The sequence below is a fragment of the Streptococcus sp. 29887 genome, assembly GCF_032595075.1.
Lineage (GTDB): Bacteria > Bacillota > Bacilli > Lactobacillales > Streptococcaceae > Streptococcus > Streptococcus iners.
In genome coordinates this window covers 440,538-454,573 of sequence record NZ_CP118735.1, presented here as the reverse complement: position 1 = coordinate 454,573, position 14,036 = coordinate 440,538, and the positions used below count along the sequence as shown (strand labels likewise).

The following is a 14,036-nucleotide window of genomic DNA, read 5'->3' as shown; positions in this document are numbered from 1 at the left end:
CTCTTCTCGGTATCCGATAATACTATTTTACTACATAAAAACGCTCATTCACTTGCAAGTTACTAGCAAATGTCTCCCAAAAACTTACGAAAGACCAGTAACTCACCACCACGGTAATTCTCGGCGAACTCAATCGCTCCACGCTCGAGCATACGATAAAACTCGCTTTCAGAATACCCTAAATCGGTATAGATAGCTTTATCTTGCTTAATGTGCCATTTGCAATACTTCTCAATCAGTATCTGCCTAATGTACGGGTCTATAACTCTGTTAATCGCTTTGGTGATTTCTTCTAACTCGTCGCACGCAGCAACTCTATTCGTGACCTGAATTTCAGTAGCTTTGTTAGTAAATCCACTTGATTTTGGTTCAAAAGAGTACGTGGCGGTCAATTTTGGTGTGTATTCCTCGCCAGCCATTCTGGCGTACCGTCTGTATAATTCTAGCACTTCGTAAGCGTTCTTTTTCGTAAAATACTTATCTATTTCTTTAAATAACCGCACTGCCGTACTCCTTTTGTGATATAATAGTTTTAGGTTTTACTCACAGTCAGTACAAGTGTGCTGGCTTTTTTATTTTGTCCTCAACCCGTACCGCAATAGGGTCCTTGGACGGTGAAATATTTAAGATTGATTCCTTTCTTTATTTGCGGTATTCCTTCTCGCTTTACCACAATCTGCGAGAAGACAACGACTGTAAAGTTAAATGTTATTTGTGGCTGACCGTACTGCCATTGGCCCAATAATGTGACTTTAATCTACAAAGGAATCCTCCTTTTAAATTTATTTTTGGCAGAATGACTTACTAACCTTTCACAGTTAGTAAGCCAGTAGAAAAGTATCCGTCTTTAACATAAGATTGAGATACCATGAGCCAGTTACACTCAGACAGTCGGCTCTTCACTGGATAGCACATTCTCATAGCACAGCATAAGCTTGGAGAATACAAATGACAGAAATTTCAAGAAATATGTAGAGGGCGACCTATGAGTTTACATGGGTCGACAAACGTGAAACCTATCGCTAGGTCTCAGGGGTTGTTAGCCCCTGAGCGCCTCTCTTTCTGTCTGTTTATTTGTCATATATTCACCATTTTTAACCTTTCTTTTTAGAGACAATTCTTGACCACGGAAAAAGGTCTCCGCCCAGATATCTATTGTTTCCTACTAACCAAAACTAGGAAAGTGTTGACAAAAACGTTTCGGTTAGATTAGTCTTGATATTGTTTCCTCTTTTTTATTTTACCCATTCGGGTAATAAGCTTGTGACCTGTTACAATCACAAACCCTTAAATATGTTTTCGTTGTAGCCCATAAACTCCAAGCAACCGCATTTTCTGAGTTCTAAAGCAATTTCGTAGGCTAGCCTGGTTGTCGCTTCTTTCGAAAAACCAACATAGACATCATCTAAATATGTACCGTTCAAAAACAACTTGTGCAGCTTAATCGCAAACTCTCGAACGTTTTCTACGTCAATATCGACCACAAACCAGAAAGACTTCTTGTCCTCAACCCATCTGCAATAAAGCATATTTTTGACGACATAGCCATCAATACCCGGGATTTTAAAATCGGGTTTCAAGCCCATTAATTCTTTAGGTCTAGACTTTTGCACTTTTAGCATGATGTCTGTGAAACCTTGTTCGTTCGCCTCGTCCTTGGACAAATGCTTTAGATACACCCCTATGCCACTCTTTAAGACACCGCTCCTGACGCTTTTTCCAAAAGCATTCTTCGGTATCTGGTATTCAAGTAAAGCTAGCGCTTCATCTGTCACCCACTTGTCAATCTCAATATTTAATACATTGCTCCACGACTTACGGAAAACCCAATCATTAGCGATATTAACTAGACTCATCGCCACGCAATAACCGGATTTTCAATTTCCGCTTTCCACGAAGTCTTGTCCAGCGGGTCTAGCTGACAAAAAGTCGGTCGGTGTTTTCGGGGTTTCGGTCGGTGTTGGCCTTTTAACTCATCATACATGCGATTGATTTCTGCTACATATTTCAACTTTGGTTTTGCACCGTCCATCCAATCTTTGACAGACGTTCCATGGCTAGCTCCAACCAATTGAGCCAAGCTGTCATATGATATTCCGAGCCGATGTTTAAGGTAACTGAGTTTTTCAATGATGTCTACACCATCGTCTTTGATATGGTCTTTAGTATCTTCGTGCATCTTCTGCAATTTATGTATAACATCAGGCGGATTGGTATGTTTGCGTTCCCAATGGCATATAGTTGTTTTAGGGACTTCCAATAGTTCCGCAAGCTCTTTCTGCGTCATACCAAGCTTCAACCGTAAGTCTTTCAACGTGCCTTCTGCATACGGTTCTGGCTCAGGTTTCGGTGCGTGTTTGCTAAAACGATGCCGTTTAATCATAAATCCTCCAAAGCTACCCACCGAAATTGTGGGTATTTCTGAGCTTCTTCTTGGGTGCAAAGCATCGCCTCTGCCCTAACCGTTTCTTTTGTATCCGCCATGAAAATACTGTGAGTTCCATCGCTATATTCTAAGTAATTATACTTTGCATGCCTCGGCTCTGGCACATCGACCAGTAGCACGCCTAGTTTTTCGTTAGTCATTTAGTACCTCCAAATCAAAACCGCTGTCAATAAATCTATAAGTCAATTCTGGATTGATTCCATTGCCTAATCTTTGATAAATCAAGGCCATACCTTCGTTCGAAAAGAGTGTGCCTAAATAATGATTTAAAGACATTTTGACAAGCTTCCTAAATGCATTATTTCTACTTTCGCTACGAAATGGTTGACCTTTTACAATCGTTCTGCTGCACCACATTAATAATTTTGCAATTATATCACGTTTGTCTTTACAATCTTCAATTTTGAAATATGTATTTGTTATCGATATGAGTATCAATTCAAGATTATGGTTAATGTATGAACCAGGAAAGCAATCCATTAATGCTTTTAACTCTCCTAAAATACTAGTTTCCATTTCCTACCCCTCCCTAAAATCTGGGTGTTCTAACAACTCAGGATTTTCAAAAACATTTCCAACCCTCCCAAAGGCACGGCTGGCGTAATAACAAACAGGTTCGAACATGCCGTGGTGTAGCTTTACTGGTAAAAGCTCGCCTGAGTGCATTCTAACAATATCGCCCTCAAAAATTTCCTTGCCGTTTTTATCAAACACCCCTGTGGACTGCATGAGGATTGCTTCACTAAATGGAATGTATCTTCGGATTACTTTTGAGTAGAAAGGATACACTCTTTCCTCTGTATACACAATTATTTCAACCTCACTCATAGCTTTTTTGATGGTATCCCACGCTCTAAACTTCGGTATCATTTTCTGCCTCCTTCATAAAATAGCCAACTAGAACCTAATCCAAACATTATCTTCTGAGCAAGCATCATCTCGTGGATGATGTTAGGGACAAACGAATAAAATATCAGAATAAATCCAATAGACCTCAATAATTGTTTCATCTACTCAACCTCTCGATTTCTCCCTGCGTTTGGTCTTGTTCCTGAATCAGACGTCTAAGTGTTTGCTCTTTCTTCGCTTGAATGATTAAAGGTAATTTATTAAGCTCATCAACCTCTTCTAATAACCGTTCTGACCTTTTTTTAACTCTATTAAAATTCTCACTCCAGTCATATTCATCCCAACCGAATATCCGTCTCATCTCATTTTTATATTTTTGTTGCTGACTATCAAGATTTTTAATAGCTATAGCGTAAACCAAGATAAGGGCTGTATTTAGCACGACACCTATTATTCCTAAAATGACAATTCCGTACATTAAATACTTATCCATCACTCCACCTCTTTCGCAAATTGCCAAGCCCAGTCAAAGTCCTTTTTAATTTCTTCCTCGGTTAGCTGAAAACCTTTTTCTTTCTTCCAGTCATTACCAAATTCTTTTTTGATAATTACTTGCCTAAAGCCATTCATCATTAGCACATTAACTTCATTCCCAATTTTGTTAGGGTTAGGTATTTCAACTGTATATAGCTTTTCCTCCTCCACTTCGTAGCCGTCAAGCCATGCACGAGCAAAAGCATTTTGATTAAACCCCACCCAACTAAGGCATCTGTTTAATTCCCCTGTGAACGTATCAGCAAGTCCTTTACCAAATTTTGATATTGGTTCAATAGCTCCTAACAAAGTTAAGCCATTAGCCTTACAGTAACCAATCCATTCAGATACATATTTTGGTATCACAACCTTTTGTGGTTCATGTGGTTTCTGAAACTGATACACTTGTTCAACCGTTGTTCTAAAAGGCCTTATGGGACCGTGAATCGTGACATCAACTCCGTCATTGTATCTTTCATTGATTGTTACAGGTATAAACTCCGTACACCCGTTCACTTCGTAAAAATCATTCTGTTTCATCTGTTTCCTCCAAATAATGTTTTCATGTCATTCCGCCAAACGTGCGACCCATCGCATTTTACAAAATCAATACCATAATGGTAGAGATACCAACTAACAGCACTGATTGAGATTCCGAGCGTTTTAGAAATCTCACGTTTGGTCATACCAGCCCTTGCCAACTTTTTAACTTCTTCTAGACTAGGTTTCTGACGGTATCGTACAGCGCCAATCTCGAAACGCTTATTCTTTACAGCACTTACCGTTCTGCCTAGTACATCGGCCTGTTCTTGTATCGTTAACGTGATGCATGTCTTTTTAATAAATGCAATCTCTTCATCCGACCAGCCTCTAATATGCTTCTTGGTAATGCCAGCTTTCTCCCTGCGGTAATAATAAGCACGTCTAGAGATACCTAGATGTCCCGTTACACTTTTGACAGTGCTGTTCTCTGGGTATTGGTATAAATGACGGATATAATCTAATTCATCCTCTTGGATTCGTTTACCACCGATATAAACTCACCTCTTTTCTGTGTGGCGTACAAATAAGCCACACCATTCTCCCTGTTAACGTAATACCGCATCTGTCCATCCTTGGACTCGTACATATCCTGAACCTCTCCCAGATGGATGTTGGGCTTGGTATTGATTTTGTGACAAGTTGTGATAATGTCATCGACCGTCATCTACTTCTTCCGTCCTTTCAACCACTCAGGCATCTCATCGCCGACAGATACGCTGTCATACTGCTCCCTGGTCACCAGGAACTTACCATAAGGCTTGACCTCGACATAGTAATGTCCGTCAACCACATCCTTAGCCGTGACCTTGCCGAACATGTCTATTCCTTCGTTGCCGACACGGTAGATGATGATAGGTTCGCGGGATTCCAGTCTATTGATTTCAAGCAATGCTGCTATCAATGCAATCCCAAAAATTATTGCAATAATCAACGATAGATTATCTTCTTTCATTCGCTTTCTCCGTCTCCTCGATTAGCCAGTCCAGGTATCTGCCTAGCTTTTTTAGGTCCTCAAGGCCATTCTTGCTCCGCTCCCGAAGTAGGTATTTCAGGGCATTCCCCTTGTAGTAACCTCTTAGCTCTTCCTCGGTCAGGAAGTTCTTGATAACCTCGATAGCTTCCAAACCATACTTACCTTGGTAATGTTTTGGTTTGGTTACGTTGTCGAATTGCCCCTCTTTTCCTTCTACACTTGCTAACGCCCAACTTTTTGGCTCACCCATCACAAATCCTCCTCTTTCACAAACGTACCATTCACCATCCGTCCCTTACGGTCTTTGATTTCGTCGTATGCGACTTCTAGACAATCGACCAAATCCAATCGCAACTGATAGGCCAGTACAATCAAAGTGACCAAGGAATCACCGAGCGCATCTTTTAGTGCTCGTTCAGGATTTTCAAACTTTGTCGGTTTCAGCAGTACATCTTGGATTTCTCCGACCTCTTCCGTCACTCGCATCCATTGGATTTTCGGGTCAGCTAAGTGTAGATTTTTTTCAAATGCCCAACAGACAACCATATTTTTTAGTTCTTCAAAATTCTTTGCCATTCTTCTTCCTCACTTGTTCAATATATTTTTGCTTTTGTTCTTCAGTCAGATGGCTGGCTAAAAATAGCGTGTCACCTTCCACCCAATAGAAACCCTTGTTTCCAACTACGGTATCAACGATCGATATCTGCATCAATTATCCTCCTTGCATCCTCAACACTTCTAGCTACACCAGCTAAGGCGCCAGAAATACGCATCCTTTCAATAAATTTTACTTGCTCAGGTCTCACACGACCTTTTTCATTTTTTACTTCGATAAAAAATATTTGTCCATCTGGTCTAAATCCAAACAGGTCACTAAACCCTCTTGGCAGACCTGTATCAAAATAGCGTCCATCTGCCGTGCGGACTTTACCCACATTAGCACGGAAAGTTGGATAGCCACACTTGGCCAATTCCATGCGGATCTGCGATTGTATGTCATGTTCCGATAGTGACATAATTCACCTTCCTTCTTGCTGATTCTATTGTTCGTTCAAATTCTTCTTGTGTGAATACATCTCTGCCCTTGACTGTTCCAATGATGACCATTAAATCTGCGAGACTTTGATTATTCTCAATAGCCCAGCAGCTCGCCTTAAACAAATCGTCGTTCCGATTCATACACGTTCCAGTGATGATTCGGTCATAGGCCTCTTTTCCTTCGTGGCTACCATTCAAACTCGTTGGCAATGAGTCGCTAAAATACTGTGTGATAATCTGTTGTTTCGGTTTAAAAACTTCCTGTTCAAATATGCCATCGTAATACGGCAATTCTTTGACTGCTTGCAGCACTTCTCTACCTTCAGATGGAAATATCTTCACGTAGTTGTTTTCATTGGCCTTAATATCAATTCCAGGCATGACTCCGATTTTCTGTGCATAGGGTATATCTTCACGCTTTTTAAATAAGACATGCATCCCACCGCTTGCAGTTAATTCCAGAAATGTATTGTTAAAATTATTAATCAGTTCTCGCCTGTACTCGCTTCGTAATATTGATGAATACCCATCTAAGCCATAGTCGTTCTGGTCAGTGGACAGAACAGATAGCAAGTCCGCTTTCTGCGACCGTAAGAGAAATTTCAATCCTTCTGCAATCGTCACATCCATATTGTGAGTATCAATATCAATAGCCCACACGCCACGCATCAAGAGGGCATAGTCACAATTAAACCAATTGACTGATTTGATAATCTCTTCTGTTATCGGAATATCCTTAAATTTAATAATCGGATTGCCAGTCTTTCGGCTTAACGGAATGACCTGATAGCCTTTTTTTAGAAAAGCTAGTGCTGTGTCGTGGTACATGGTGTGAAACCCCCTTAACTCTAGTCGTATCAAGGGTTTACACCCTTTCGGTAACGAGGTTTACGGAATTCAGCTCCCCCACCCCTTATATATATAAAATAAAATAATTAACAATATATAAGTCTTATTGATGAGTGGGTAACTCCGTAACCTGTGTAAAATAATAGCTGAAACCTTTATTCAGTAAGGGTTTAGACGGTTACAAGGAATGTATAACTACCCCAATACCGCCTGTGACCTCACATGATAAATTTGTTAAAACGCTCTTGATTTTCGATAATATATCCTCTAGCTGACTTGCCATTAACCTTCTTAGAGGTAGCTTTGACCCCAATCCTTGCTAACGATTCACCTAAAGCGTTCATATTCTTTCCGTAAACTCTATCAGACAGTGCGACTACTTCCTTATTCCCTGTCCTCTGCACGAAATCAATCTCTTGCAGAGCGTTTATCAGTGCCATCTGAAAATCGTCCAGGTCAATATCGTTGAATACTTCCACATTCTTCCACAGATACATCTCATCCTGTTGCTTGAAATATTCCATAGAATTCAGTAGAAACCCAAGACTGCCTGCGACTTTCGGCGACTTGTCTCGATTCGTGAACGCCTGCCAGTATTTTGCGAATATCTCTTCACGTTCAAAATCTGTCTCACCTTCTGGCCTATCCTGATACTGAATCAAGATTTTCCGTCCATTCATCTCATCAGATAGCGCGACTGTCCTGTTTGTATCAATACACAGCACACTAGACAGACTAACCAGTGACTGGTTCTGTCCGATTGACCGTGCAACGTGCGTTCGTTCGGTTGCGATGATTTTAAGTACTCGCTCCATTGCAAGGCCTTGAATATCACCCTGCTCCGTCGCAAGGGCCATTTCTCCGCCTGAAAACATCGCCCAGGCTTGCAGGGCCTCAAAGCCATTCGATTTTAGCGTGTCCAGCTCGACATCGATTTTTTTAAATAACCCAGACAACGCTATGTGCCGAAGACCCTTCCCCGTTCGTACCCCAGATTTTGAGATGAAGAAATTGGTCTTGGGTCGAATACCACATGCGACTTGTGCCATGTAGTAGGCTTGAAGCTGTGCGTTGTGAAGCGACTGACTGTCTGCGATGACATACTCAAGGAATTCCTGGGCGATTCTCTGCGATGCCTGGGCATCCGATAGTTTCACAGGGTAATGCTTGAAATAGGATACATTCTGCTTGGGTGGTTCGATTCGTAGTTCGTTGGCTTCCAGATCAATGATGAAATCCTGCCCTGCGATTTGATAAAGTTGGATATAATTGATTGGCTTAACACCTAGAAAATGATGGATACCTGATAGGATTTCCATGATGTGACTGGCATCTTTGAATCCGTAACGTGTCTGCAGAGCGTACTCGTCCAAAATCCGAAACTGCCGATTGCTGACATCGTAGAGATAGCCGTCAGAAATCGTATACCTGCCAATCAGATAATCAATGACTAACTTAGCGAAGGGCGGAAAATTCTTCTCTGAGTTGTATTTCACAGTCGCTGGATTGTCATCCGTTTCGTTGGACATCCAGACATCGCCATAGATAAACCTGTGTGTCTTGCGACCGTCACTTGCGAAATAGCCGATGTCCTTAGGTTCAACCGTTGCTGATTCAAAATAGTAGTGTACTTGGTTTTTATCGTTCACATAATGGATTTTGTATAATTGTTTCTTTAGTTCCGCTTTTAACACCGATTCGCCAAACAGACTGGACCCCCAGTCCGTTTGATAAAGTAACCGGTCAAGCGAATCGGATAGCGATTTCATAGATTACCTCGTAGAATTAAAACGGTAAATCATCGTCAGCAACTGGTGATGCTGCAGTAGTCTGCTCTTTCCAAACGTGGTGTGAATTCGGTACATCTGAAGCGTTGGTGAACCGTACTTTCGGATATTTCTCACCGTTGTATTCCTCCAATTTCACACGAACCTTCGCAGTGCGCCCCTTGAAGTCATTGAGAAAGGCTTCAAAACTGTCATAATGCTTGCCCTCTGGGATACCGAGCGCCTTGGCTTTACCCATCAAAATACCCATGTGGTATTTATTGGTCTGTGTCGAACGGTACTGTTCATCCCACAAGTGAGCATTCTGCTTCTCTTGCTGGACATCGTTTCGGACAACGTAGTCAATGACAACACGTAGCTTACCATTCTTGTTCTCTGCTTCGTACGCATCGAATACGATCATCTCGTAGTCCTGCTCTTTGAATTCCTGATACTCTTTAACATCTGAAAAATCTGTTGTAAATCCCATGTTTAATACCTCGTAATAATTTTATTTTTTTGTTTTTCGACCCATTGCAAAGCTCGATAGTATTCCTTGCTAGAAACACCCGAGATGCGAATGATGTCATCGTCTGGTACATCTGTACCTGCGTAGTAGAAAAGTAGTTTATATAGCGGTTTTCCGCCTTTGATACTGGCCCGCGCTTTGGCTATTTCCCAGTTCTTCGCTAGGTTCTTGCCGAATTTCTGTTCAGCCAAACGTGCCTGCTGAAATTCTTTCTGCTTGATTTCAACCAATTCAGCTTCAATTCGTTCTTTCTCAGCCTGCTCACGCTCACCGAAATTATATCCACACATATCACACACCGATTGATTCAATGGCCACATGGCCGAACAGTCTGGGCATTGTTTCGCCTGGATCGTGTTTTCGGTTTTACGTGCTTTCTTCCACCCTCCTTGGAAATACTCTTTCCAGTTGTGCGGGGTGTAGGGCAGACCATGTATCTGCCAATTGACAACACAGTCGATGATAATGGCTATCTTGCCAGGTTGGTAACGCATGGACCGCATGGACTGTTGAAGATACAGTACCAGTGATTTCGTGGGCCTACATAGTATCGTCACAGAGCAGTCCGGCACATCGAAGCCCTCGCTGATTAAGTCCACATTGCACAAGACTTGTATCTCACCGTCACGAAAGGCTTGCATAATGCGCTCACGTTCGATTTTAGGCGTTTTAGAGTCGACATGGACCGAAACTATACCTGCTTGATTAAATTCGTCAGAGAAGCTCTTAGAGGCCTCTATCGAATGAGCATACAGAATAGCTTTCTGACCGTCTGCACGTTTTCGGTACTCCTTGACCACGTTGCCATAGATGGCCTTGCCGAACGCTTCATCAATCGACTGGTTGGTATATTCACCATTTCTGGTCTTGAGCTTTGAGGTATCAATCGAAAGTAAACTGTAATACCTGCAATTCGCAAGCCTTTGGTTATCAATCAACCATTGGACAGACTTGCCCTCAACCATAACATCGTATGTATCGGTGAAACCAGACCCATTAAGTCTCCAAGGGGTCGCCGTAAAGCCTAACCGTGGGACATCTTCGAAATATTTGTAGATAGCCTGGTAGGTACTCGCTTTCCCATGATGCCCTTCGTCTGTGATGATCAGCGTAGGTTTCTGGATAACAGATAGCCTGTTCTTCGCTCTTCCGACTGTCAGTAAGTCAACACGACTGAGATTGACCTCGTGTCTTGTTAGACTGCCAGTTATCTGCTCAATCAATTCCTTGCGGTGCACTAGGAACAGTACCCTGCCACCTTTTTCCGTAGCTCGTTTGATAACTTCTGATATGACAACGGACTTACCGCTTCCAGGTGGGCTGACAATCATAACATTCTTATCAGCTATCTGCTTGCGTGCCCTATCAATCAAATCTAGTTGGTAGTCAAATAACTTAAACATTAAATGCAAACAACTCCTCAATCGGACAGGCTGTCCGTTCATCCAGTCGATTCTTAGCGTAGGTCCCTTCCGAACCTTCGAGGATAACCCCGCGATTCCCACTCTTAGCGTTGACCATGATTCGACCGACAACATCTGTCAATCCAAGCAACTGGTTCAGCACATTAGACCGAATCTGTGGCACATACTGAGTGATTAACTGTCCTGTGTCCAGGGTCAATTCTCGCGTATCTTCCCAAGCTGTCACATAGATATTGATAGGCTTAGAGTAGATAGCTGTCAGCACACGCAGAAAGTAGTTGGTCCATTGGTTGTAATGTTGTAATTCATTGGAAATACCATTCTTTGATGACTTTCCTGCTTCGACAAACCAATCAGATTGAAAGCTGGTTAGATTATCAATGACTAGATTGTCATATTCGCTGAGTAGAGAATCGACTTCGGTCAGGAATATCTTCATAAATTCTGTTGGGTGATTCCGGTCGAATTCGATGACATCGATATTATCCGTACCGCCCAAGACCTTGCTAGAATGGTCCATGTCCAAGACTAGCGTTCGGCCCGTCAGAGACTTGATAACACTGGTCTTCCCAAGGCCGGGCTTTCCGTACAGCAGGACACGCCAATTCTTCGTCCGTTCGATTTCGCTTGCTTTTGTAATCTTCATTTCTGCCACCTTTCTATCACATCAGCAACTGCTTGCTCTGTATCATAGGATTCACGCACTTGCTTGCGTTTTTCGTTAAAAATATCTTCTAACGGTAACTCTTCGAAAAGCGTCTGAAATCGAGCGATGACTTCAGCCATTGTTTTTCGTATATCTTGCTCAATTTCTTCCGCAACCTTTGCCTTCAGTTGTATTTTTGTTTTCGGCTCATTTACATAAATCTCGCCTTTATAGTCAAATCTATCAAACCACGAAGGTTCGACAATCAACCGCTTGTCATCCGCTATGTAGATTTTCATAAATCCTCCATAAAATGATTTTCCAAAAATTTAACGTATGCAACGATATACTCCAACTGGTCATGGTCGTAACCTTGTTTGTGAGTGATCATGCAGGTAACATAGTGATCATGCATAGCCATAAAATCTTTGATACCTATTGCTGCATCACTTTCCATCAATTCGATTAAATCTTGTCTTGTCATAGCTTGCTTACCTCGTAAAGCAGATTTCTGATTTCGCGAGAGTTCAATCGGATTTGGTTGCTATCACTTTCTCTGCGATTGGCCTCACGTAAAATCTCAATCTGTTCTAGCAAGATTTCCTTGGCATACTCACGAAATTCAGCTTGCTGTTCTGTGATTTTAAAATGTTGGGTGTAATCAATGCCCCCATCCGGCAACCGAACGCAAAGATTATGCTTGCAATCTCGGGATACAGTGCCCTTGACCGTCGTTTCTTTGATGCCCAATGCTTCGGCTACTTCGCTAGATGTAGCGTTAGGATGTTCCTTGTAATATTCTCTGATTCTTTCTGCGTTAGTCATAAGCTCTCCATTTTCCAATAATTCTTGGTTCTTCATCTGATTGGCAGTATGGACAAAATGTCATCGGCTCTTCTGAGCGTGATTCCCATTGTTCAAGACAGTCATCACACACGTATTCCCTATCGTAAATTGTCATACCAACCCTGCCTGTAATTTAGCAATCTTCAATTCCATAGCCAGCTCATAGGGCGACATGGATTGATAAAACTGTCGTGCTTTACCTGTGATATAGACAATCTGGTCGATAAGGTTTTCTCTGCCGATACCCTCGTTAATTCGCATGTCTACCCCACTTTCTAGCTGTCCGAGTTGGTACCTCATCAGCAAACTTGATTGGTTTCCAGTTTATAAGAGACTGTTTAACACTGTTCTTCCAGGCTTGTCTATCTGCTTCAACTGCCCGTTCACAAGCCATAGCGATTTTGTAGTCGAGCAAAAGCTCCTGCTCACGTTTCTTCCGCTCCTTCTCGGTCTTCCGTTGCTCCAAAATGCCTACTGCCAATACGGGCAGGGCGAAAATTGATAATGATAATAATGCTTCTGTCATAAATTATTTCCTCGTTTCAGACCTTGTCCAGATTGGTCTTTTAGTCTTTTTCGCTAAGCCAAATTTTAATAGCTCTTTTCTTCCATTTTGTTCCCTCTTGTTCTTTAGGGAAATTCGGTAATTTTCTGTATTTATCAAAGACGGTCCCGTCTACCTTTAGAAATCTGATGCAATCCTTTCGGTTCATCATTTCTGGGAAACCATCGTCGTTGTCCTTTTCTAGTAAAATCTCGTTTACAACATCTCTTATTATCGATTTTATCCAGTCGGACAAGTCAACAAATATCTTGTCCATAATAGGCCTCCTATGTTATAATTCTGTTAGATAATTTTGTAAGCCACTGTTCCCGCAGTGGTTTTTTGTTACCTAAATTCGTCCAGACTGACACCCAAAGTGTCAGCTATTTTGACAACATCCTCAAACTTCAAGGATTTCTTTCTTCCCATTTTTAGATCGATTAGGCTATTTTGATGCAAACCAGCTTGTCTAGCAAGTTGGTTTTTATTCAACCCTCTTTCTTCGAGTAATCTTTCAATTATTTCCCACATATATTCCTCCTGTATACTAGATATAGTATTTAAAAAGCTATTTTCAACTAGATATTGATTTTTCAATATCATTTTGCTATAATATTCTCATGAATAAAATCCTTTACACTCTTTATTCATAATTTTGATAGAAAGGAGAAAATTTATGCAGAAAGTTATAAATGCAATGGCGAAAGATGAAGTTACGTTTCTTCCTTACAGTGTAGAATTAACTAAAGGGACAATTCTGCACGAACCAGAAGCCTTGTTAAAGTTTGCTACTACGACTGATAATCAAACTTTCATACATAACTTAATCGTCTATGAGGACGGACTAACGATTCTTTGCGATTCAAGCGTGCCAACTGTATGGTCAAACAGAAAGCCGCATGTTTTTACCGATGAGAATGGCGCGCAAATCATCACTTTTCCAGATCATGAATAAACATCGTACCATCAGGAACATGAAATATTATTCGTTTGTTCTTGGATATTAGAATCTGCTTCTTGGTAGATTCTATTTTTATTATCTTCATCCC

Annotated in this window: 27 protein-coding genes; 1 reads left to right on the top strand and 26 read right to left on the bottom strand. The window is 41.4% G+C overall.

Annotated elements, in window-relative coordinates:
* Positions 1-62: 62 nt before the first annotated feature.
* The 26 genes from PW252_RS02340 to PW252_RS02215 all read right to left on the bottom strand — a co-directional run bounded on the left by PW252_RS02340 (position 63) and on the right by PW252_RS02215 (position 13,518).
* On the bottom strand, positions 63-503 hold the full coding sequence (locus PW252_RS02340) for an ArpU family phage packaging/lysis transcriptional regulator (RefSeq protein WP_099831245.1): 441 nt from the start codon (positions 501-503) through the stop codon (positions 63-65).
* Positions 504-1,277: 774 nt separating this feature from the next.
* Positions 1,278-1,856, bottom strand: coding sequence for a hypothetical protein (locus PW252_RS02335; protein WP_248051665.1), 579 nt, complete (start codon positions 1,854-1,856; stop codon positions 1,278-1,280).
* Positions 1,853-2,383, bottom strand: coding sequence for a helix-turn-helix transcriptional regulator (locus PW252_RS02330; RefSeq protein WP_248051663.1), 531 nt, complete (start codon positions 2,381-2,383; stop codon positions 1,853-1,855). Before PW252_RS02330 ends, PW252_RS02335 begins: the two co-directional genes overlap by 4 nt.
* The gene (locus PW252_RS02325; protein ID WP_248051661.1) at positions 2,380-2,586 is read right to left on the bottom strand and encodes a hypothetical protein; all 207 of its coding nucleotides are present in this window, start codon (positions 2,584-2,586) and stop codon (positions 2,380-2,382) included. Before PW252_RS02325 ends, PW252_RS02330 begins: the two co-directional genes overlap by 4 nt.
* Positions 2,579-2,962 carry a hypothetical protein gene (locus PW252_RS02320; RefSeq protein WP_248051659.1) on the bottom strand — a complete coding sequence of 128 codons (384 nt, stop codon included), beginning with the start codon at positions 2,960-2,962 and terminating at the stop codon, positions 2,579-2,581. Before PW252_RS02320 ends, PW252_RS02325 begins: the two co-directional genes overlap by 8 nt.
* Positions 2,963-2,965: 3 nt before the next feature.
* Positions 2,966-3,316 (bottom strand): YopX family protein, encoded by a 351-nt coding sequence (locus PW252_RS02315; protein WP_248051658.1) that lies wholly within the window; start codon positions 3,314-3,316, stop codon positions 2,966-2,968.
* 136 nt (positions 3,317-3,452) lie between these two features.
* Positions 3,453-3,788, bottom strand: coding sequence for a hypothetical protein (locus tag PW252_RS02310; protein WP_248051657.1), 336 nt, complete (start codon positions 3,786-3,788; stop codon positions 3,453-3,455).
* Positions 3,788-4,369 carry a DUF1642 domain-containing protein gene (locus tag PW252_RS02305; protein ID WP_248051656.1) on the bottom strand — a complete coding sequence of 194 codons (582 nt, stop codon included), beginning with the start codon at positions 4,367-4,369 and terminating at the stop codon, positions 3,788-3,790. Before PW252_RS02305 ends, PW252_RS02310 begins: the two co-directional genes overlap by 1 nt.
* Positions 4,370-4,829: 460 nt before the next feature.
* Positions 4,830-5,036 carry a hypothetical protein gene (locus PW252_RS02300; RefSeq protein WP_248051655.1) on the bottom strand — a complete coding sequence of 69 codons (207 nt, stop codon included), beginning with the start codon at positions 5,034-5,036 and terminating at the stop codon, positions 4,830-4,832.
* Positions 5,037-5,303, bottom strand: a complete 267-nt coding sequence (locus PW252_RS02295) for a DUF1372 family protein (RefSeq protein WP_316716837.1) — start codon at positions 5,301-5,303, stop codon at positions 5,037-5,039.
* A 7-nt stretch (positions 5,304-5,310) separates the two neighbouring features.
* Positions 5,311-5,595 carry a DUF3310 domain-containing protein gene (locus PW252_RS02290; protein WP_248051653.1) on the bottom strand — a complete coding sequence of 95 codons (285 nt, stop codon included), beginning with the start codon at positions 5,593-5,595 and terminating at the stop codon, positions 5,311-5,313.
* On the bottom strand, positions 5,595-5,921 hold the full coding sequence (locus PW252_RS02285) for a MazG-like family protein (protein ID WP_248051651.1): 327 nt from the start codon (positions 5,919-5,921) through the stop codon (positions 5,595-5,597). Before PW252_RS02285 ends, PW252_RS02290 begins: the two co-directional genes overlap by 1 nt.
* Positions 5,905-6,054 carry a hypothetical protein gene (locus PW252_RS02280; RefSeq protein WP_248051650.1) on the bottom strand — a complete coding sequence of 50 codons (150 nt, stop codon included), beginning with the start codon at positions 6,052-6,054 and terminating at the stop codon, positions 5,905-5,907. The genes PW252_RS02285 and PW252_RS02280 overlap by 17 nt, the downstream gene beginning before the upstream one ends.
* On the bottom strand, positions 6,035-6,361 hold the full coding sequence (locus tag PW252_RS02275) for a VRR-NUC domain-containing protein (protein ID WP_248051649.1): 327 nt from the start codon (positions 6,359-6,361) through the stop codon (positions 6,035-6,037). Before PW252_RS02275 ends, PW252_RS02280 begins: the two co-directional genes overlap by 20 nt.
* Positions 6,342-7,211 (bottom strand): bifunctional DNA primase/polymerase, encoded by an 870-nt coding sequence (locus tag PW252_RS02270; RefSeq protein WP_248051648.1) that lies wholly within the window; start codon positions 7,209-7,211, stop codon positions 6,342-6,344. Before PW252_RS02270 ends, PW252_RS02275 begins: the two co-directional genes overlap by 20 nt.
* 239 nt (positions 7,212-7,450) lie before the next feature.
* Positions 7,451-9,001 (bottom strand): phage resistance protein, encoded by a 1,551-nt coding sequence (locus PW252_RS02265; RefSeq protein ID WP_248051647.1) that lies wholly within the window; start codon positions 8,999-9,001, stop codon positions 7,451-7,453.
* A 16-nt stretch (positions 9,002-9,017) separates the two neighbouring features.
* A complete protein-coding gene (locus PW252_RS02260) occupies positions 9,018-9,488 on the bottom strand; it encodes a DUF669 domain-containing protein (protein ID WP_248051646.1) in 471 nt (156 codons plus the stop codon).
* Between the two features lie 2 nt (positions 9,489-9,490).
* Positions 9,491-10,930, bottom strand: coding sequence for a DEAD/DEAH box helicase (locus tag PW252_RS02255; RefSeq protein WP_248051645.1), 1,440 nt, complete (start codon positions 10,928-10,930; stop codon positions 9,491-9,493).
* Positions 10,923-11,597 carry an AAA family ATPase gene (locus PW252_RS02250; RefSeq protein WP_248051643.1) on the bottom strand — a complete coding sequence of 225 codons (675 nt, stop codon included), beginning with the start codon at positions 11,595-11,597 and terminating at the stop codon, positions 10,923-10,925. Before PW252_RS02250 ends, PW252_RS02255 begins: the two co-directional genes overlap by 8 nt.
* Positions 11,594-11,896, bottom strand: a complete 303-nt coding sequence (locus PW252_RS02245) for a hypothetical protein (protein WP_248051641.1) — start codon at positions 11,894-11,896, stop codon at positions 11,594-11,596. Before PW252_RS02245 ends, PW252_RS02250 begins: the two co-directional genes overlap by 4 nt.
* Positions 11,893-12,081, bottom strand: coding sequence for a hypothetical protein (locus tag PW252_RS02240; protein WP_248051639.1), 189 nt, complete (start codon positions 12,079-12,081; stop codon positions 11,893-11,895). Before PW252_RS02240 ends, PW252_RS02245 begins: the two co-directional genes overlap by 4 nt.
* Positions 12,078-12,422 (bottom strand): hypothetical protein, encoded by a 345-nt coding sequence (locus PW252_RS02235; protein ID WP_105106975.1) that lies wholly within the window; start codon positions 12,420-12,422, stop codon positions 12,078-12,080. Before PW252_RS02235 ends, PW252_RS02240 begins: the two co-directional genes overlap by 4 nt.
* Before the next feature lie 132 nt (positions 12,423-12,554).
* Positions 12,555-12,704, bottom strand: coding sequence for a hypothetical protein (locus PW252_RS02230; protein WP_248051637.1), 150 nt, complete (start codon positions 12,702-12,704; stop codon positions 12,555-12,557).
* Positions 12,694-12,969, bottom strand: coding sequence for a hypothetical protein (locus PW252_RS02225; protein WP_248051635.1), 276 nt, complete (start codon positions 12,967-12,969; stop codon positions 12,694-12,696). The genes PW252_RS02230 and PW252_RS02225 overlap by 11 nt, the downstream gene beginning before the upstream one ends.
* A 40-nt stretch (positions 12,970-13,009) precedes the next feature.
* Positions 13,010-13,264: a hypothetical protein gene (locus PW252_RS02220; RefSeq protein WP_002936992.1), complete on the bottom strand. Its 255-nt coding sequence runs from the start codon at positions 13,262-13,264 to the stop codon at positions 13,010-13,012.
* A 68-nt stretch (positions 13,265-13,332) separates the two neighbouring features.
* On the bottom strand, positions 13,333-13,518 hold the full coding sequence (locus PW252_RS02215; RefSeq protein WP_024395623.1) for a helix-turn-helix domain-containing protein: 186 nt from the start codon (positions 13,516-13,518) through the stop codon (positions 13,333-13,335).
* 145 nt (positions 13,519-13,663) lie between these two features.
* On the opposite strand from PW252_RS02215, the gene PW252_RS02210 reads away from it, so the two are divergent.
* A complete protein-coding gene (locus tag PW252_RS02210; protein WP_024395624.1) occupies positions 13,664-13,942 on the top strand; it encodes a hypothetical protein in 279 nt (92 codons plus the stop codon).
* The last annotated feature ends 94 nt before the right edge of the window (positions 13,943-14,036 follow it).